The organism is Dongia sp. (assembly GCF_041918875.1).
GTDB lineage: Bacteria > Pseudomonadota > Alphaproteobacteria > Dongiales > Dongiaceae > Dongia.
The window spans coordinates 91,808-110,067 of the sequence record NZ_JAYRUV010000005.1 but is presented as its reverse complement, the minus strand read 5'-3'; the positions used below and the strand labels follow the sequence as shown (position 1 = coordinate 110,067).

Annotated in this window: 14 protein-coding genes; 7 read left to right on the top strand and 7 right to left on the bottom strand. The window is 62.5% G+C overall.

What is annotated here, in order from left to right:
* Nucleotides 1-80 precede the first annotated feature (80 nt).
* Nucleotides 81-995 (bottom strand): DMT family transporter, encoded by a 915-nt coding sequence (locus ACE3TY_RS07155; RefSeq protein ID WP_374652238.1) that lies wholly within the window; start codon nucleotides 993-995, stop codon nucleotides 81-83.
* A gap of 38 nt (nucleotides 996-1,033) precedes the next feature.
* Here ACE3TY_RS07155 and ACE3TY_RS07150 point away from each other — a divergent pair, with 38 nt between their 5' ends.
* Nucleotides 1,034-2,020 (top strand): LysR substrate-binding domain-containing protein, encoded by a 987-nt coding sequence (locus ACE3TY_RS07150; RefSeq protein WP_374652236.1) that lies wholly within the window; start codon nucleotides 1,034-1,036, stop codon nucleotides 2,018-2,020.
* Here the strand turns inward: ACE3TY_RS07150 and ACE3TY_RS07145 are convergent.
* From ACE3TY_RS07145 to ACE3TY_RS07135, 3 genes are all read right to left on the bottom strand, one after another.
* Complete coding sequence (locus ACE3TY_RS07145) at nucleotides 2,017-4,026, bottom strand: methyl-accepting chemotaxis protein (RefSeq protein WP_374652234.1); 2,010 nt, start codon at nucleotides 4,024-4,026, stop codon at nucleotides 2,017-2,019. The two genes, ACE3TY_RS07150 and ACE3TY_RS07145, sit on opposite strands and share 4 nt — an antisense overlap.
* Before the next feature lie 222 nt (nucleotides 4,027-4,248).
* On the bottom strand, nucleotides 4,249-5,241 hold the full coding sequence (gene meaB, locus ACE3TY_RS07140; protein WP_374652232.1) for a methylmalonyl Co-A mutase-associated GTPase MeaB: 993 nt from the start codon (nucleotides 5,239-5,241) through the stop codon (nucleotides 4,249-4,251).
* A complete protein-coding gene (locus tag ACE3TY_RS07135) occupies nucleotides 5,238-7,118 on the bottom strand; it encodes an ABC transporter ATP-binding protein/permease (protein ID WP_374652230.1) in 1,881 nt (626 codons plus the stop codon). The genes meaB and ACE3TY_RS07135 overlap by 4 nt, the downstream gene beginning before the upstream one ends.
* Before the next feature lie 196 nt (nucleotides 7,119-7,314).
* On the opposite strand from ACE3TY_RS07135, the gene rpe reads away from it, so the two are divergent.
* The 3 genes from rpe (at nucleotide 7,315) to purH (ending at nucleotide 11,586) form a co-directional block, all read left to right on the top strand.
* Nucleotides 7,315-7,989, top strand: a complete 675-nt coding sequence (gene rpe, locus ACE3TY_RS07130; protein ID WP_374652228.1) for a ribulose-phosphate 3-epimerase — start codon at nucleotides 7,315-7,317, stop codon at nucleotides 7,987-7,989.
* Between the two features lie 19 nt (nucleotides 7,990-8,008).
* Nucleotides 8,009-9,739, top strand: coding sequence for a heparinase II/III family protein (locus ACE3TY_RS07125; RefSeq protein WP_374652226.1), 1,731 nt, complete (start codon nucleotides 8,009-8,011; stop codon nucleotides 9,737-9,739).
* A 254-nt stretch (nucleotides 9,740-9,993) separates the two neighbouring features.
* Complete coding sequence (purH, locus tag ACE3TY_RS07120; protein WP_374652224.1) at nucleotides 9,994-11,586, top strand: bifunctional phosphoribosylaminoimidazolecarboxamide formyltransferase/IMP cyclohydrolase; 1,593 nt, start codon at nucleotides 9,994-9,996, stop codon at nucleotides 11,584-11,586.
* Nucleotides 11,587-11,675: 89 nt separating this feature from the next.
* Here purH and ACE3TY_RS07115 read toward each other — a convergent pair whose 3' ends face one another.
* Complete coding sequence (locus tag ACE3TY_RS07115) at nucleotides 11,676-13,121, bottom strand: aminotransferase (RefSeq protein ID WP_374652222.1); 1,446 nt, start codon at nucleotides 13,119-13,121, stop codon at nucleotides 11,676-11,678.
* Nucleotides 13,122-13,216: 95 nt separating this feature from the next.
* On the opposite strand from ACE3TY_RS07115, the gene ACE3TY_RS07110 reads away from it, so the two are divergent.
* A complete protein-coding gene (locus tag ACE3TY_RS07110) occupies nucleotides 13,217-13,861 on the top strand; it encodes a TetR/AcrR family transcriptional regulator (protein ID WP_374652221.1) in 645 nt (214 codons plus the stop codon).
* A gap of 296 nt (nucleotides 13,862-14,157) precedes the next feature.
* On the opposite strand, the gene ACE3TY_RS07105 is transcribed toward ACE3TY_RS07110, so the two are convergent.
* On the bottom strand, nucleotides 14,158-14,733 hold the full coding sequence (locus tag ACE3TY_RS07105; protein WP_374652219.1) for an NUDIX domain-containing protein: 576 nt from the start codon (nucleotides 14,731-14,733) through the stop codon (nucleotides 14,158-14,160).
* A 109-nt stretch (nucleotides 14,734-14,842) separates the two neighbouring features.
* On the opposite strand from ACE3TY_RS07105, the gene ACE3TY_RS07100 reads away from it, so the two are divergent.
* Together ACE3TY_RS07100 and ACE3TY_RS07095 are read left to right on the top strand one after the other, a co-directional pair.
* Entirely contained in the window at nucleotides 14,843-16,468 is a 1,626-nt protein-coding gene (locus ACE3TY_RS07100) for an anti-phage dCTP deaminase (protein ID WP_374652217.1), read from the top strand.
* 5 nt (nucleotides 16,469-16,473) lie between these two features.
* A complete protein-coding gene (locus ACE3TY_RS07095) occupies nucleotides 16,474-17,013 on the top strand; it encodes a hypothetical protein (protein ID WP_374652216.1) in 540 nt (179 codons plus the stop codon).
* A 2-nt stretch (nucleotides 17,014-17,015) separates the two neighbouring features.
* Here the strand turns inward: ACE3TY_RS07095 and ACE3TY_RS07090 are convergent, their stop codons facing one another.
* Nucleotides 17,016-18,071, bottom strand: coding sequence for a dipeptidase (locus tag ACE3TY_RS07090; RefSeq protein ID WP_374652214.1), 1,056 nt, complete (start codon nucleotides 18,069-18,071; stop codon nucleotides 17,016-17,018).
* Between the last annotated feature and the right edge of the window lie 189 nt (nucleotides 18,072-18,260).

Here is an 18,260-nt window from a genome sequence, read left to right as displayed (position 1 = left end):
CACTTAACCAAAAGAAAGGGGCCGGAGACAACAGGGTCCGGCCAGCTCGGGGCGGTTTTTACGTGGCCAAGCCCTTGGCGTCAAGGCGATTCCGGCGCCGGAACCCGTTCCGGTCGAGGCCGGCGCAGGGCCAGATAGACGCCCAGAACCACCAGTAAACCACCCAGCACGACTTCGGCATTGGGAATTTCGCCGAAGAACAGAAAACCGGCCAGGAAGGCCAGCGGCAGGCTGAGGAAGGAACTGGCGGCCTTGACCCGGACGGGCGCCAGGCGCAGCACCGTGATGCCGAGAACGCCATAGAGCGTCCCCAGCAGCGCCACGCCGAACATATGGAGATGCGCCTCGGCTCCGAGCGGCCGCCAGTCGAGCAGGGCCATCGGCGCCATGCCGAGCGAGGTGAGGACGGAGAGCCAGAACATCAGCGCCAGGACCGGCTCCTGGCGGCCGACGGAGCGGGTCATCACCAGCATCGTGCCCCAGGCAAGGGCCCCCAGAAATGCCACCAGCAGCGCCGGGTCCAGGCGCCAATCCGAAAGACCCGTCCCGTCGAACAGGGTCATGGCAAGGATGCCCAGGGCGGCTATGCCGATGCCGGCAAGGCAGACCCGGCTGACCCTTTCGCCCAGGAACAAGGCCGCCAGCGTCAGCGCCACCAGCGGCTCCAGGAAGAAGATCGCCACCACCAGCGACAGCGGCAGATGCGCCAGGGCGTAATAGAGTGAAAAGCTGGCGACGAGGTTGAGCGCGGCGCGGGCCAGGTGGATCGGGCGCCAGACCGGGCCGGGCCGCACCCGCATGATGGCAAGGACGGGGATGAGCGTCGCCAGTCCGTAGATCCAGCGCAGCAGCGTCACCTGGGCGGGGCTGGCATCGAAGGCGGCGACCTTGGCCAGCACATCCATGCCGACGCCGGCGGTCACGGCGGCGACCGCCATCAGGCTGCCAAGGGCGGGATGGATGGCAAATCCGGGTGCATGGGTGGTCGAGTTCACGATTGACCGTTTCCTCCTTGGCTCAGCATCATGCCGTCATGCCAAAAAGAACGAACCATCCGCAACCGCCAAAAAAATCGGCAAGGCTCAGGAAAACTGAGCCTGAGGCGCCGCCATCCCGCGCGCTGCCGCCGCTCAATGCCTTGCGCGCCTTCGATGCCGCCGTGCGCCGGGGCGGCTTTGCCCCGGCCGCGGCCGAACTCGGCGTCAGCCCCGGCGCGGTCAGCCGCCAGGTGCGGATTCTGGAGGCGGCGATGGGGGCGGCGCTGTTCGAACGCCTGGCGCACGGCGTCGAACTGACCGAAGCCGGCCGGCGCCTGGCCGCCACGGCGGCGCGCGCATTCGGGCTCCTGGCGCGGGCGATGGTGGAAGAGGACGGGCGCCGCCTCCGCTTCCATGTCTCCGCCTCCTTCTATCTGCGCTGGCTGTTGCCGCGCTACGCGGACCTCCGCGCGGCCTTGCCCAGGGCGGCCTTCGACCTTGCCATCGTCAGCACGGCCATCAGCCGGGAGGAGGCCGACCTTGCCATCCTCTTCCACCGTGGCGACGAAGCGGGGACGGGCGAGACCCGGGAGGACGGATGCCATAGCGAACGTCTTTTCGCCGACAGCTCGATCCTGGTCTGCGCGCCGTCATTGCTGGGGCGGCGCAAGGTGCCGCTGCCGGTCGGGGAGTTGGCGCGGCTGCCGCTCGTCCTTGGCACGCCGGACGCCTGGGACTGGCAGCGCTTTGCCGGCCTCCAGGGACTTCACCGGGAATTGGGCCGGAAACCGCTGTCGCGCGGCCCGCGCTTCGACATCGACGATGCCGCCATTCAAGCCGCCATGGCCGGCGCTGGAGTAGCCCTGGTCGAGCGGCGCTTCGTTTCTGATCTGCTGGCGGCGGGACGCCTGCTGCAGCCGTTCGACCTGCCGCCGGTCTCGCTCGGCGAATACCGCCTGCACTGGCGCGAACCGCTCGGGCGCCGTGCGCCGCTCGCCAATCTGCGCCGCTGGCTGAAAATGGCGATCGCGGCCGGTTCCTAGGCCGAACGCTGGGCGGGATCGCGGCCGGCGGTGGAGATGAGCTGGCCCAGGAACTGCTCGACCACCGATTTCAGGGTTCCGGCCTGGCCGTTGACCGAGCCCGCCACTTCCAGCACATGGCTGGAACGCTCGCCCGTCGTATCGGCGGCGGCCTTCACCTCGGAAATGACGCTGGCCACTTCCTGGGTCTTGGCGCTGGCTTCGGTGACGTTGCGCACGATCTCCTGCGTCGCCGCCGATTGCTGGGTGACGGCGGCGAAGATGGCGCCGGTCGATTCGTTCATGCCGTGGATGACGTCGGTGATCTCGGAAATGGCGGCCGCCGCTTCCTGCGCGGTCTGCTGGACGCCGGCGATCTGCGCCTCGATCTCGGCGGTGGCGTCGGTCGTCTGGTTGGCAAGGCTCTTCACCTCGGTCGCCACCACGGCAAAGCCCTTGCCGGCATCGCCGGCGCGCGCCGCTTCGATCGTGGCATTCAAGGCAAGGAGGTTGGTCTTGCCGGCGATATCGCGGATGAGGCCCAGCACGCCGGCAACCCGGCCCGCCACCTCGGTCAGCCCGTTGACGATGCGCCCGATCTCGGACGCGCGCGCCACGGCCGTCTCGGCGGTGACGGTGGCGGTTTCCGCCTGGCGCCCGATCTCGGAAATCGAGGCCGACATTTCCGTGATCGCCCCGGCAATGGATTGCGCATTGCCGGCGGCGGTGGCGGCCAGGCGCGACACTTCCTCGGACTGCGCGCCCGAAGTCTGCGCGGCTTCCCGCATCACCTGCGATTCCTGGCGCAGATCGCCGGCGATTCCCATCATCGAGCCCACCGTCGAGACGAAGGTCCGGTCGAAATCGCTGCACAGGGTCTGAATCTCGCGGATCTGCGCCTCGCGCCGCGCCGCTTCGGCCCGGGCGGCGCCTTCCAGTTCCAGGCGCTTGCCGATGCCGACGCGGAAGGTTTCGACCGCGCGCGCCATGCGGCCAAGCTCGTCGCCGCGCGCAACCAGCGGCACGTCGATATCGGTGCGGTCCTCGGCCAGTCTGTCCATGATGCCGGCCAGCTCCACCACGGGCCGCGTCACATTGCGGCGGATGAACCAGACGGTGCCGAAAATGGCGAGTGCGAACAGCAGCGCGGTAATGGCGAAAGTGACGATGCGATTGGTGACGAAGCTGCCGACGCGTGCATCCAGCAATTCGGCCAAGACGGCGTCATTGGCATCGCCAAAGGCAAGGATCGCCTCGCGGGCGTTCTTTTCGGCAGCGGTGACGGCGGCGACATCCAGCTTCTCTTTGCCGCCGGCCAGCTCGCTGTTCATATAGGTGGCGGCGAAGGCGGTCAGGGCCGCTGTCATTGCGTCATAGGTCTTGCCGAGGCGGTCGGGGAGAATGCCTTCCAGGCCGTAAAGATTCACCTTGCTGCCGTTATAGGCGGAGCCCAGCGATCCGGCGGCCGCTTCGACCACCGTCTGGAACCCGCCATCCAATTTCAGCAACTCAGCCACGTCGTTGATCGTGTAGCTGCCCTCGGCCGGCGTTTGATGGCTGCGTGTGTAGCCAGCCACTTGGGTGACGCGATCCAGCAGGTCCGGCACCTTGAGCAGCACCAGATCCATCACGTAATAGGAATCGAGATCGGGATCGAGGATCAGGTTCGATTTGTCGCCGACCTGCACGATGAGCGCGCGGATGGCGGCAGCGCTGGCGTCGCGGTCGCCGCTTTTGAGCGCCGCAGTCACAGCCTCGACATGCTCGGCCGTGACCATGTCGGCCCCGAAGCCTGCTTCGGCCTCGGTGATCGTGCCGGCAATCTTTCCGGAATCTTCGCCATCGCGCAGCGCGCCATGGGCCTTGCGCAACTCACGCAAGTAAAGATTGCCCTGTTCTTCCTTGTTGCCGAAATCGATCGCGACCTGCTGGGATTCGTAAAGTTCTTTGATCGTGAACCCGACCGGCAGCGTGAAGAGCGCGATGGCCAGCGCCAGTTTGGCGGCAATTCCGAACGACTTCCCCATTTCGTCACCCAATCCCCAAATTCTTAAAGCCGTATCATAGCGGCGCCGGCGTCATAAACGATCTGCCGGGATGCCGCACATTTGTATGACAAGTTTTGGAATGTAGAGATCGGCTAGTATATGAATAGTTAATTTCGTGGGAAAATCGGCGGATTACAGGGAAAAATTGCCGAATTCAAATCATTCCGCCGGGAATTAGATCATATTGCTCAATAAAAACCGTTAGTTGCGCAGGAATCCAGCCAGCAACTCCCGGGCGGCGGTGCCCGGCGCCATCTTGCCGGCGCCGACCTTGGATTCGAGGGTCCCGAGCTTGGCCGCCACATGCGGGTCGGCCTTCAGCGCCTCAAGGAGGCTGTCGGAAAGTTCGTGCCACAGCCAGGCCTTGGCCTGGTCGCGGCGCTGGGCGTCGAAGGTGCCGGATTTCTTGAGCGAAGCCGCGAAGGCTTGGCTGCGGGCCCAGATCGCGTCGATGCCCTGGTTCCTGAGGGCGGAGCAGCGCAGCACCTCGGGCCGCCAGCCGGGATGCCTGGGCTGCATCAGGCCCAGCGCATTGGCGACATCGGCGGCGCTGCGCTCGGCCGCCGCCTTGAAATCGCCATCGGCCTTGTTGACGACGATGAGGTCGGCCAGTTCCATGATGCCGCGCTTGATCCCCTGGAGATCGTCTCCGCCGCCCGGCAGCAGCAGCAGCAGAAAGAGATCGACCATTTCGGCGACCGCCGTCTCCGACTGGCCGACACCCACCGTCTCGACCAGGATGAGGTCGAACCCCGCCGCCTCGCAGACCAGCAGCGCTTCGCGCGTGCGCCTGGCGACGCCGCCCAAAGTAAGGCCGGCGGGGGAGGGACGGATGAAGGCCGCTTCCGCCCGCGAAAGGGCCTCCATGCGCGTCTTGTCGCCCAGAATCGACCCGCCGGAAAGGCGCGAGGAGGGATCGACCGCGAGCACGGCGAGGCGCTTCCCCTGTTCGATCGCATATTGGCCGAAGGCTTCGATGAAGGTCGATTTGCCGACACCCGGCGGGCCGGAAATGCCGATGCGCAAGGACTTGCCGCTCTTGGGCAGCAAGGTCTCGATCAGCGCCTCGGCCGTGCGGCGGTGATCGGCCCTGGTCGATTCGATCAGCGTGATGGCGCGCGCCAGCGCCCGGCGATCGCCGGCAACGATCCTGGCGCAATGGGTGGCGACGGTCGAATCGCTAGCAGAACTCATGCCGGCACTTTACTGCCCGCACTTTCGCCCAGCAATTCGCGTCTTGCCGCTTCCTGCTGGCGGCGCCACATGGCCGCATATTGGCCATCCTGGACGAGCAATGCGTCGTGACGGCCGCGTTCGACGATGCGGCCGTCGTCCAGCACGATGATCTCGTCGGCATCGATGACGGTGGACAGGCGATGCGCGATGACCAGCGTGGTATGGTCGCGCGCCACTTCGGCGAGATTGTCCTGGATTTCGCGTTCGGTATGGGAATCCAGGGCCGACGTCGCCTCGTCGAAGAGCAGGATCGGCGGGTCCTTGAGGATCGTGCGGGCAATCGCCACGCGCTGCTTCTCGCCGCCCGAAAGCTTGAGCCCGCGCTCGCCGACCATCGTCCGATATCCGTCCGGCAGTTTCACGACGAAATCGTGAATATGGGCAAGGTCCGCCGCCTGCTCGATCTGCTGTTGCGACGAACCCGGTTTGCCATAGGCGATATTGTAGGCGACCGTGTCGTTGAAGAGGACGGTGTCCTGCGGCACGATGCCGATGGCGGCGCGCAAACTCTGCTGCGTCACCTCGCGTATATCCTGCCCGTCGATGAGGATGCGGCCCGCATTCACGTCATAGAAGCGGAACAGCAGGCGCGACAGCGTCGATTTGCCGGCACCCGACGGTCCGACGATGGCGAGCTTGTGCCCGGCCGGGACCGTGAAGCTCACCCCTTTGAGAATCGGCCGCCTGGAATCGTAGCCGAATTCGACATTGTCGAAGCGAATCTCGCCCGCCGTGATGGAAAGCGGCTTGGCGCCCGGCCTGTCGGCGATTTCGATATCGACCCTCAGCAGCGCGAACATCGCTTCCATGTCGATGAGCGACTGGCGGATCTCGCGATAGACCGTGCCGAGGAAATTCAGCGGCAGATAGAGCTGGATGAGATAGGCGTTGACCAGGACGAAATCGCCCACCGTCAGGTGCCCCGTGGCCGTGCCGCGCGCGGCAAGGCCCATCATGAGGACAAGGCCGATGGCGATGATGGCGGCCTGCCCGACATTGAGTGTCGCGAGCGAGGTGCGGCTCTTGATCGCCGCCTTTTCATAGGCCTGCAGCGCCACGTCATAGCGCCGCGCCTCATGCTCCTCATTGCCGAAATATTTGACCGTTTCGTAGTTGAGCAGGCTGTCGACGGCCTTGGTGTTGGCGATCTGATCGCTTTCGTTCATGTCGCGGCGGTACTTGATGCGCCATTCCGTGATTTTGAGCGTGTACCAGATGTAGATGGCGATGGTGCCGAAGGTGACGGCGGCATAGATCCAGTCGTAAAGCGACCACAGGATGACGCAGACCATGCCGATCTCGATCAAGGTCGGGATGACATTGAACAGGACGAAGAACAGCAGGAACTCGATGCCCTTGGCGCCGCGTTCGATCGCGCGGTTGAGGCCGCCGGTCTGTCGCTCCAGATGAAATTTCAGCGACAGCGAATGAAGATGACGGAAGGTGTCGAGGGCCACGGCGCGGATCGAGCGCTGCGCCACCTTGGCGAAGATGCCGTCGCGGAATTCGGCGAAAGCCTGACTGACGATGCGGGCCGTGCCATAGGCGATGAGCAGGCCGAGCGAAATACCGACCAGGCTGGTGGCGGTGGCGCCCGCCGTCCCCAATTGCGGTCCCAGCGCGTCGACCATGCGCTTGAACAGGATCGGCACGTAGACATTGGCCACCTTGGCGATGATCAGGCACAGCACCGACAGGATGACCCGGCCGCGGAGGTCCCACTGCCCCTTGGGCCACAAATGGGGCAGCAGGGCCCGCAGTGCCTGCATCTGGGTATGCTGGTTGGTATCACCACCCGCCTGTGGCTGGCGGGCGTGGGAATGGGTGGCGGCCATCGGCGCTGGGCTTCCTCGGGGCAGAACTGTTGCGTTCAGCAATATAGGGAAGCCGGCTCCCGGGCAAAGGGCCAGGAATGCGGGGGTGGCATGCATGGGGGTGGCGAAACACCTCCCTCGTCTCCTTCGGGGGAGAGGGGGGTTCGTTTTGCCCCATCCTTGATTGCAACTCGGGGCGGATGCTAGTTAGGCTGCCATGCAGCAGAAAACCAAGATAGCACCCTCCATCCTGTCGGCCGATTTCGCCAAATTGGGCGCCGAAGTCGCCGCCATCGCGGCCGCCGGGGCCGATTATGTCCATGTCGATGTCATGGACGGGCATTTCGTGCCCAATATCACCATCGGACCGGCCGTCATGAAGGCGCTGAAGCCCCATGCCGCCATTCCTTTCGACGTGCATCTGATGATCGCCCCCGTCGACCCCTTCGTCACCGAATTCGCCGCCGCGGGGGCCGATATCATCACGTTCCACCCGGAAGCAGGGCCCCATCCCCATCGCACCGTCCAGCTCATCAGGAGCCTGGGCAAGAAAGCGGGAATTTCGCTTAATCCGGCGACATCGATCGACGTACTCGATTACTTGCTGCCCGATCTGGACCTCGTCCTGGTGATGAGCGTCAATCCGGGTTTCGGTGGCCAGGCGTTCATCCCCTCGGCCCTGGAAAAGATCGCCGAGATTCGCCGCCGCATCGACAAGGTAAGTGCCGCGCAGGGCGGCCGAATCATCGACCTCGAAGTCGATGGCGGCATCAACATCGAGACGGCGAAACAAGTCGTGGCGGCCGGCGCCGATGTGCTGGTGGCCGGAACGGCGACCTTCAGGGGCGGTCCCGAATCCTACGCCGGCAATATTGCCGGCCTGCGCGCTTAAGACCGGGCCCGGCGCCGCAATGGCCGAGGGCAGCAACAGCGATGTGAAAAAAGGCGGTCAGCGCCGCGGCAACCAGCGCCCGAAACTCGTTGCCCCGCGCCTGCAGACCTTCTTTTCGCTGCCCGGCAGCCTCATCTGGCAACGTTGCAAGCGCCGGCTGATGCAGCCGGTCTACGGGAGCGGCCTCTATCACCTGACGCTCGGCAAGCGTTCGGCGGGCGAGCTGCAGGTTCCCTCGCCGGAACCCTGGCCGGGCGATCCGCAGGCGGGCCTGCTGCTGCTCGGCGACGAGTTCCGCTTCGCCGGCGAAGTGGTGCGGGGGCCAAAGCCGCTCGGCAATCCGATCGGCATGAGCGATGGCTGGCGCGAAATCGTCAATTCCTTCGCCTGGCTCAACGATCTTCGCTCCGTGGGCGGCCCGTCGGCCCGGGCGCTTGCCAAGCAGCTCACCACGCGCTGGATGGAGGAGAACGAGCGTTACGGCGAGTTCGCCTGGCGCGCCGATATCCTGGCCGCGCGCCTGCGCAACATCCTCCTCAACCACACCTATCTCGAGGTCAACAGCGACGCGCTCTTCCGTTCGCAATTGCTGCTCTCGCTCTCGCGCCAGGCCGAACATCTCGCCCGCGCACTGCCCGACGGCTTGGCGGGCGCGGCGCTGGTAAAGGCCATCATCAGCCTGATGCTGGCCGGGCTCATCCTGCCCAGGGGCGAAAAATGGCTGGCCAAGGGACAGGCGCTGCTCGGTCCCACCCTGGCGGCACAGATCCTGGCCGATGGCGGCCATGTAGAACGCTCGCCGCAATTGATGCTGGAATTGCTGCAGCATCTCATCGACCTCAGGGACGTGCATATTTCGGCCGGGATGAAGCTGCCCGACGGTCTTTCCATCGCCATCAACAATCTGGGCTCGGTCCTCCTCATGCTGAGCCATGGAGATGCGGTCCTGGCGGGCTTCAACGACACGCCGGAGCTGGAACCCATCCATGTCCTGCAGGTGTTCGAGCGCGCCGGGGACAAATTGCGCCCGCTCAACCAGCTGCCCTTGACCGGCTTCCAGCGCCTCGATCGCGGCAAGACGGTCGTCATCATGGATTGCGGGGCACCGCCGCGCCACGGGCTCGACGCCCACGCCCATGCCGGCACGCTCTCCTTCGAGCTTTCCTTCGATGACGAACGCATGATCGTCAATTGCGGCGCGCATCCTTGGAGCAAGGAATGGGGCCAGGTCCAGCGCACGACCGCCGCGCATTCGACCCTTGTCGTCGATAACACCAATTCGGCCATGCTGCTGCCGCATGGCGGTCTGGCCTTGCGGCCGGAGATTGTAACCTGCCGGCGCGAGGAGACGGACGGGCAGATCTGGCTCGATACCTCCCATGACGGGTACGAGGAAGGCTTCGGCCTGGTGCATCGCCGCAAGCTCTATCTCTCCGCCGACGGTCACGATTTCATGGGCGAGGAACATCTGGTGGGTCCCGGCGGCAATAGCTATGCGCTCCGCTTCCACCTCCACCCGCAGGTCTCGGTCAATGTGACTCAGAACGGCCAGGCGGCCTTCATCAAGATGCCCAAGGGCTCCGGCTGGCGCCTCCGCGTCGATGGCGCCGACCTCGCTCTGGCCGAAAGCGTCCATATCGGCCTCGGCGGCCAGGTGCGCCGTTCGCAGCAGATCGTCGTCATCGGCACGATCGACAGCGACCAGACCCAGATCCGCTGGCTCCTGCAGCGCGAAGGCGGGAAGAAATAGGTGTTCCCTCGAATCCCTCCTACCTTCAGGCAGGGCAAACGCCATAAATCGTCATCCTCGGGCTTGGCCCGAGGATCAGGTGCGACTGGGTGAGGCGCGTCGCCTGCAGACAGATGTCCGGATCAAGTCCGGGCATGACGAAAATGGGAAAATACGATCGCCCCCTGAAGGTTGGGAGGGGATAAAGAGCTTGCCTGTGGCGATATCGGGCTTTAAGCCCTGCCCCATTCGCAAAGCCAGCCGGAACCCAGCTCATGCCCCATACCAGCCGCCCCATCCGCCGTGCCCTGATCTCCGTCTCCGACAAGACGGGACTTGAGGAATTGGGCCGGTTCCTGGCCGGGAAGGGCGTCGAAATCCTCTCCACCGGCGGCTCGGCCAAGGCCCTCGCCAGTGCCGGCATCGCGGTCAGGGAAGTGGCGGCCCATACCGGCTTCCCGGAAATCATGGACGGGCGGGTGAAGACCCTGCACCCCAGGATACATGGCGGCCTGCTGGCGCGGCGCGATTCGGCCGAACATGTGGCGGCCCAGGTGAAGCACGACATTCCGGATATCGACCTGCTCGTGGTCAATCTCTATCCCTTCGCCAGGACGGTGGCGGCGGGCGGGTCGTGGGAGGATTGCATCGAGAATATCGATATCGGCGGACCCGCCATGCTCAGGGGTGCCGCCAAGAACCATGATTTCGTCAGCGTCGTCACCGACCCCGCCGATTACGCAAAGCTGATGGCCGAGATGGACGAGCAGGGGGGCGGCACGTCGCTGGTCTTCCGCCGCGCGCTGGCAAGGAAGACCTACGCCCACACGGCCGCCTACGATAGCGCCATCGCCATGTGGATGAGTGCGCAGGCGGCCGATCCGCTGCCTGAGAGCATCAGCTTCTCCGGCAGCCGCGTGCAGATGCTGCGCTATGGCGAGAACCCGCACCAGCAGGCGGCTTTCTATCGCAGCGGCCCCGCGCGTCCCGGTGTCGCCACCGCCCTGCAGCTGCAGGGCAAGGAGCTTTCCTACAACAACCTCAACGACACCGACGCCGCCTTCGAGCTGGTGGCGGAATTCGACCGGCCCGCCATCGCCATCATCAAGCACGCCAACCCCTGCGGCGTCGCCAGCGTCGATGACGAAAACAACATGGCGGAAGCCTATGCGCGGGCGCTGGCCTGCGATCCGGTTTCGGCCTTCGGCGGCATCATCGCGCTTAACCGCGCGCTCGACGCGGCGACGGCTGTCGAGATCGTGAAGCTTTTCGCCGAAGTGGTGATCGCGCCGAAGATTTCCGACGCGGCCAAGGCGGTGCTGGCGGGGAAGCCCAATGTGCGCGTGCTTGAAACCGGCAGCCTGCCGGACCCGACCGCGCGCGGCGCTGTCGTCAAGTCGCTGGCGGGCGGTCTCCTCGTGCAGGACCGCGATTTCGGCCATGTGACGGAAAAGGATCTGAAGATCGTCACCAAGCGCGCGCCCAGCCTCCAGGAGATAGCCGACCTGCTCTTCGCCTTCCGGGTCGCCAAGCATGTGAAGTCGAACGCCATCGTCTATGCCAAGGCCGGCGCCACGGTCGGCATCGGTGCCGGGCAGATGAGTCGCGTCGATTCCAGCCGCATCGCCGCCTGGAAAGCGGATGAAGCTGCCAAGGCCGCCGGTGCCGCGACAAGCTTCGCCAAGGGTTCGGTGGTGGCGTCCGACGCCTTCTTCCCCTTCGCCGACGGATTGCTGGCGGCGGCCTCGGCCGGCGCCACGGCGGTCATCCAGCCCGGCGGCTCGATGCGCGATGCCGACATCGTGAAGGCCGCCGACGAAGCAGGCCTTGCCATGGTGCTGACTGGCATGCGGCATTTCAGGCACTGAGTGAGCGCCAGATCTATCTCATCGCGATGAAAACCCTCTCCCGCGAGGGGAGAGGGAAAGTGGGCGCCGGGGCGGACCGAGTTAGTTGATCAGCCCTTGTAATGCCCCTCGGCCTTCAGATCCGCGAGCGTCGCTTCGATGCCCTGGCGCAGCAGGCTGACCAGTTCGTCGACCTCTTCCTTGCTGAGTGTCAGCGGTGGCGAGATGACGTTGAGGGCGCCCAGCGGCCGCACGATGAGTCCTAGGCGCTCGCAATGATCGGAGATGCGCTTGCCGATATTGACCTCATCCGGGAAATGCGCGCGCGTCTCCTTGTCCATTACATTCTCGACGCACATCATGAACTGGCGCCCGCGCACCTCGCCGACGATGGGGAGGTCGAGCAGGCTGCGCAGCCGTTCGCCCAGATACGGCCCCATCTCCCGCACATGGCCATTCAGATCCTCGCGCTCCATCAGCGCGATGTTGGCGAGCGCCGCGGCACAGGCGACCGGATGGCCGGAATAGGTATAGCCGTTGGTGAACCAGCCATCGGGGTCGGCCGCCGACATCGAATCGTAAACGCGATCGGAGAAGATGACCGCACCCAGCGGTTGATAGCCGGAGGTGAGACCCTTCGCCGTCACGATCATGTCGGGCACGATGTCGAACACGGCTTCGGAGGCAAAGAAATGCCCCAGCCGCCCGAACGCCGTCACCACCTCGTCGGAAATATAGAGAATGTCGTGGCGGCGGCAGAGCTCCAGCGAGCGCTTGTGATAGCCATTGGGCGGCACGATGACACCGCCGGCGCCCATCACCGGTTCGGCGAAGAAGGCGGCGATATTGTCGGGGCCGACTTCCATGATCTTGGCTTCGAGCTCGGCGATGAGATAGTCGCAGAACTGTTGCTCGGTAATATCCTTGCCGACACCGTTCGGCAGCACTTCATGCGCCCGGTAGTAGTTCGGCGAGGAGACGTGATGAATCCACTCCTCGATGAAATGGAGATAAGGCGAGCGGTCGCCCGGCCGCCCGGTGATCGAGCCGGTGAGGTAGGTCGAGCCATGATAGGCGTCGATGCGGCTGATGATGTGCTTCTTCGACTTATGCCCGCGCTTGGCGTGATAATAATGCGCGATGCGCACGGCCGTGTCGTTGGCGGTCGACCCGCCGCAGGTGAAGAAGACCTTGTTGAGATCGCCCGGTGCCAGGCTCGCGAGCTTGGCCGCGAGTTCCGCCGCCGGCACGTTGGTGGTGTCGACGAACGGATTGAAGAAGGCCATGCGCGCGGCCTGTGCGGCGATCGCATCGACGATCTCGCGCCGCCCATAGCCGATATTGACACACCACAACCCGCCGATGCCGTCGAGATAGCGCTTGCCCGAAAGGTCATAGACGTAGGCGCCCTCGGCCCGGCCCATCACCAGCGAGCCGTCTCGTCTGAAGCTGTCGAAATGGGTCCAGGGATGGACGAAATGGTCCTTGTCCTTCTGCCAGATATCCTTTGGATCGACCTGGTCGAGGCTGGCGATGGCGAGATGGCCGCTACCCATGATGCTTCTCCCGATGGCGCGTGGAATGCGCTATTATTGAAGTCAGAAAAATATTATAGTCATTTCAAAATTACAGTCAATCAAGGAAACTGAGGATGGCCGAGATCGGCTTGCGCGAAAGACAAAAAGAGAAGCGAAAACAATCGATTATGATGGCTGCGGCGCGATTGTTCCAGGCCCAGGGGTTCAACGCCGCCTCGATGGAAGACATCGCCCAGGCCGCCGAACTCTCGGTCGGCACGGTCTATAACTATTTCAAATCGAAGGCCGAGATCGGCCTTGCCATCTACCAGGCCGACCGCGACCTGGTGCATGCGGCAACGAACGAGGTCATCGCCAACCCGCCCGCCGACCCGGTCGATGCCATCTGCCGCATGATGGAAACCGATTTCGAAACCGAGATCGGCTATCTCGACCGCGCCGTCTGGTCGTCCCTCTTCGGCGCGTCGTTCACCGACCAATCGAGCCTTTCCTCGGCCTTCGTCTCGGACGAGCTGATGCGCGTCGACCAGTTCCGCAAACTCCTCGCGGTCTTGGCCGCCCAAGGCAAGATCGACAAATCAGCCGACCGCGACGCCGCCGCCGAAATGCTGGGCGCCCTCAACCTCTGGTACTTCTTGCGCTGGCTCGCGGGCCTCCGCGCGGGCGAAGGGAGTGCCACGAGCGGCATCCTCGACGCCGAAGCCAAGGCGACCCTCCGCCGCCACGTGGCGCAATTGATGCGGGGCTTGCGGGCTTAAGGGAGGGCAAGGAATGCTTCCCCGCTATCTATTATTCCGTCATGCCCGGGCTTGACCCGGGCATCAGCCAGCAACTGAAAGACAGAGCCCAGTCAAACCTGATCCCCGGGTCTTCGTTGAAGCATGTCGGCATGCGCCGACAGGGCCCGGGGATGACGGAAAGAACAAGGCGCCCCTCACCCCGACCCTCTCCTCGCAAGCGGGGCGAGGGAGTTCCGAACGAGCCCGCCTCTGGCCCCTCGCCCCATGAAATGGGAAGAGGGGATGGGGTGAGGGGTGTTTGAAGCGACGTGCCTCTACCCCATCAGTCCATTGAGCGCCGCATATTGCAGCAGCATCACCGTCTTGGCGTCGCAGATGCGCCCGTCCGCCACCATGGCCAATGCCTCGGCCAAGCTCATCTCGACGACCTCGATATCCTCGCCCTCATGCGCCAATCCCCCGCCGGCCCCGATGCGCGACTGGGGCGAATATTCCGCGACGAAGAAGGTCAGCTTCTCTGTGACCGACCCCGGACTCATGAAGCACTCGAACACGCGGGCAGGCTTCGTCACCACCACCCCACACTCCTCCGCCGCCTCCTTGACGATGGCGGTCACAGGGTCAGCCTCATCCAACAGCCCCGCGCAAACCTCGATCAACGGCTCAGGGTGCCCGTTCACATAGGCGGGGAAACGAAACTGCCGCGTCAGCAGCACGGTCTTGGCGGTGGGGTCATAAAGCAAAATGCACGCCCCATTCCCCCGATCATAAGTCTCCCGTGACATCGTCACCCAAGACCCATCCCGCCGCTGGATCTCGAAGGTCGTCTTCTTCAGCAGATAGTAATCGTCGGAAAGGATGCGGGAGTCTTTGATGCGGATGGGAGGCATAAGAAGTCCTGGAGATCGCCGGACGATAAAATCGTCGAAGGTGTAGATTCGGATGCAAATGACGGATATACTCTTTACACGCTAGAAACCGTATAACTGGACTGTGCCCATGTCTGAAAAGACGGCAAATATCCTCAAGATTGCTCCTGCGGGTAAGAGTAACAGCGCGCAATCCATTGTAGGTGAGTTCGTATCAAACGAACTGGTCTTTGGTGTCGTAGGGCCCGTGGGATCGGGAACGTCGACCATAGCCACTGCGCTTGAGCAACTTCTTAGGCAGAAAGGTTATGAAACAGTCCTCATTAAGGCAAGAGACATCATTGTCGAGTGGGCTAAGGCGACAGGGTTTCAAGTCACGGCCGGCAAGAAGATGGAGGAAGTAGTATTGCTCCAAAATGCTGGTGACGAGATGCGCAAGCAAGATAGCTCCGCAATTGCCGTCAAATTTGTGGAGAGCATTAGGAACGAGCGCGCTCGACAAAAAGGTGAAAAACTTGAAATAGATACTGTGGTTGAGCCCGACGGGAAAAAGCGCGCCTACATAATCGATTCACTGAGGAATCCTGCAGAAGCGATGCTGTTGCGTCGCGTTTATGCCGAAGCGTTCTGCCTTATAGCGGTTGTCTGCGAAGAGGAGCTGAGAAAGGATCGTCTTACTCAGAAATATAAAGACGCAGGTCAGGATCAAATCGAAGAATTTATGGATCGCGATGAGAAGGCCGAGCACAAGTATGGTCAGCAGGTAGCGGATACATTCCACTTGGCCGACTTCTTTGTTGATAACACAGCCGACAGACTTATTCATGGTGCGGGCAAAGTTGAAAAATCAAACCCCGAGTGGACAGTGCCAGAAGAACTGGGCCGCTTGGTCGACTTGCTTGCGCATTCTAAAATAGTGCGTCCGCGAGCCAATGAAACAGCGATGAATCACGCTTATGGCGCTCGCATGCGGAGCGCGTGCCTTTCTCGCCAGGTCGGTGCGGCTATTGTTGACGAGCAAGGTAATGTGGTGGCAACAGGGACCAATGAAGTTCCTCGGGCTGGCGGTGGTGTGTATGGAGGCGTGTTCCTTTCTGGCTCGGAAGCGGACCCGACGCCAGATCATGATCATCGGTGTTATGTGCACGGAGGATATTGTCGAAATAATCGAGAGCAGAATGAAATAATTAAAGAACTATTTAGTTCTATCGCTGAATTGAAGTCGATTAAGTTAGATAATGATCTCATAAAACGCGTACGCAAAAGCCGCATTGGACAGTTAATTGAGTTTAGCCGGTCCGTTCATGCGGAGATGGACGCGTTACTGTCCGCCGCGCGACAAGGGAAGTCACCAATGGCCTGCAGGCTCTTCGTAACGACCTTTCCTTGCCATAACTGCGCTAGACACATTGTTGCAGCCGGTGTCGACGAAGTGCAGTTCATCGAGCCGTATCTCAAAAGCAAGGCGATACCGTTGCATGGCGACGCGATCACCACCTCAAAGGACAAATGGGCATCGCCGAGCGCATTGAAGAGAAAAGGAAAAGATGAACCTGGACAAGTCCTTTTCCGCCCCTTCACAGGTGTTGCCCCTCGACTTTATCGGCGAGCCTTCTATAAGGACCGAGAGTTGAAGGATAATTTCAATGGTGGTCTTCTGGCGGAATTTGGTCCGCCAGAAGGGAATGGCGCAAATGAGCCGCTGCGAGTAAGCTACCCTCAAATGGAGACCACGCTTATGAAGGCCCAGCAGTAGGCAGAATGATTGGCGAAAGAATCGTATCTCACTTAAAGCTGGTAAGCTCTAATACTGAAGCTGACCACGAAGTGAGTTTGCTTGCCCACAGCGCGGAGAGTAAGAGCGCACAGGGTCAACTTGCCCTACCCTATCATGATGCTTTTTCAGTTCTGTTGCTTGACGTACGCCGACTGAATTTTGGGCGCTTCGTTGACGTCCTAAATTCTACCCGCCCCAATTGGATTATCGACGTTAGAGTAACGCCTAGAATGGACTTGCTTGCCGGCAATCGGCAGCATGCGCTAAAGATATTCTCCTCACATAATGCAGAATATGTGGATCTATTTGGAAAGCTCGGTTTGCACAGCTATCAGTCTGCTGAAGCAAACCCGGCTCTCTGGAGCAAGACAATCGGGGAGATCGTTTTAAATTCTCGTCGGCCAAGTGGGCCGTTTATAGTGCTCTTTGATGATGACAAGCAGTTCGAATTTGCTAAGAAAATAGTACCGCATTCGTTCGGGTCAATTTTTCAGAAACCAGTCTTTGTGTCCTATACGGACTAGCCCTACCTCCAACACGCCCCCGCCACGCGCATGAAGTTCCCGCCCATGATGGCGGCGACATCTGCATCCTTGTAGCCGTGCCGCAGCAGCCCCGCCGCGATATCCGGCAGGCGTTCCGGCGAGACGAACCTCACCGTTGAGAAGTTGAACTCGACGCCTTGCACCTTGGGCCACCACAAAGCCGGGTCTTCGCCTGCGGGGAGATCGCTATGATCCTGGTCGAAGGAATAGTCGATGCCGATGCCGACATGCTGGGTGCCGATCTTTTCCACCATGTAATCGATATGGCGGATGAGGGTGTCGGTCTCGATATCGGCACCCAGGAACGGGCCGATGCCGGTGATGCAGACGAGGCCGCCGGTCCTGGCCGCGGCCGCGATCTGGGTGTCGTCGATATTGCGCGGATGGTCGCAGAGCGCCTTGGCGTTGCTGTGGGAGAAGACGACGGGCTTCGTGGAAACTTCCATCACGTCGAGGCTGGTCGCGCGGCTTGAGTGCGAGCAATCCATGAGGATGCCGACGCGGTTGCATTCCCTGACCACCGCGCGGCCGAGATCGGATAGCCCCATGTTCTTGCCGAAGCAGCCGCCGGCGATGTTGTTGTCGCGGTTATAGGCAAGGTGCATCTGCCGCACGCCGAGATCGCGGTAGAGGCCGATCATGGCGAGATCGTCCTCGATCATCGCCGAGCCTTCGAGGTCGAACGCCACGGCGAGCTTCCCCTCGCGCTTGGCGCGCGTCACATCGGCCAGGGTCTCGGCAAGGATATAATGGTCAGAATGCTTCCCGATCCAATCGCGAAAACCGGCGATGACGCGGACGCACTGGCCCAGGGGATTGAAATCCATGCCGACATTGACCGAGACGAAGGTGGCCCCCGCCGCCCGGTGCCGCTCGAGCGCCCGGCAATCGTAATTGGGCAGCAGCGGCAAACAGGCATGCGCGTCCCAGACGATGCTGTCGCGATAGACCTGCGGCCAACTCGCGCGCGGCAGCAAGGGCTCCGTCGGCTCGGTGCCGCGCGGATGCTGACTCTCGGTCTTCAGCGGCTTGTTCATCGCAATCTCTCCCACAGCACTTTCGCGCATCATAGCGGGGGTGCGGGTGAGGAGGAAGGTCAGCATGGTCTTAAAATCTCGCGGTCGGATATTCTTCAATTGCACCCCCCTCACCCCAACCCCTCTCCCGCGAGGGGAGAGGGGCCAGGTGTGCAAGGTGCAATAACTTTCAGTCATAATGACCGCTGC

What these genes read in the sequence shown, in the direction of transcription:
- ACE3TY_RS07105 (WP_374652219.1), bottom strand. Translation starts at nt 14,733, where the DNA reads ATGCCTCCCATCCGCATCAAAGACTCCCGCATCCTTTCCGACGATTAC.
- ACE3TY_RS07100 (WP_374652217.1), top strand. Translation starts at nt 14,843, where the DNA reads ATGTCTGAAAAGACGGCAAATATCCTCAAGATTGCTCCTGCGGGTAAG.
- ACE3TY_RS07095 (WP_374652216.1), top strand. Translation starts at nt 16,474, where the DNA reads ATGATTGGCGAAAGAATCGTATCTCACTTAAAGCTGGTAAGCTCTAAT.
- ACE3TY_RS07125 (WP_374652226.1), top strand. Translation starts at nt 8,009, where the DNA reads ATGGCCGAGGGCAGCAACAGCGATGTGAAAAAAGGCGGTCAGCGCCGC.
- meaB (WP_374652232.1), bottom strand. Translation starts at nt 5,241, where the DNA reads ATGAGTTCTGCTAGCGATTCGACCGTCGCCACCCATTGCGCCAGGATC.
- ACE3TY_RS07150 (WP_374652236.1), top strand. Translation starts at nt 1,034, where the DNA reads ATGCCAAAAAGAACGAACCATCCGCAACCGCCAAAAAAATCGGCAAGG.
- ACE3TY_RS07090 (WP_374652214.1), bottom strand. Translation starts at nt 18,071, where the DNA reads ATGAACAAGCCGCTGAAGACCGAGAGTCAGCATCCGCGCGGCACCGAG.
- ACE3TY_RS07110 (WP_374652221.1), top strand. Translation starts at nt 13,217, where the DNA reads ATGGCCGAGATCGGCTTGCGCGAAAGACAAAAAGAGAAGCGAAAACAA.
- rpe (WP_374652228.1), top strand. Translation starts at nt 7,315, where the DNA reads ATGCAGCAGAAAACCAAGATAGCACCCTCCATCCTGTCGGCCGATTTC.
- ACE3TY_RS07135 (WP_374652230.1), bottom strand. Translation starts at nt 7,118, where the DNA reads ATGGCCGCCACCCATTCCCACGCCCGCCAGCCACAGGCGGGTGGTGAT.
- ACE3TY_RS07145 (WP_374652234.1), bottom strand. Translation starts at nt 4,026, where the DNA reads ATGGGGAAGTCGTTCGGAATTGCCGCCAAACTGGCGCTGGCCATCGCG.
- purH (WP_374652224.1), top strand. Translation starts at nt 9,994, where the DNA reads ATGCCCCATACCAGCCGCCCCATCCGCCGTGCCCTGATCTCCGTCTCC.
- ACE3TY_RS07115 (WP_374652222.1), bottom strand. Translation starts at nt 13,121, where the DNA reads ATGGGTAGCGGCCATCTCGCCATCGCCAGCCTCGACCAGGTCGATCCA.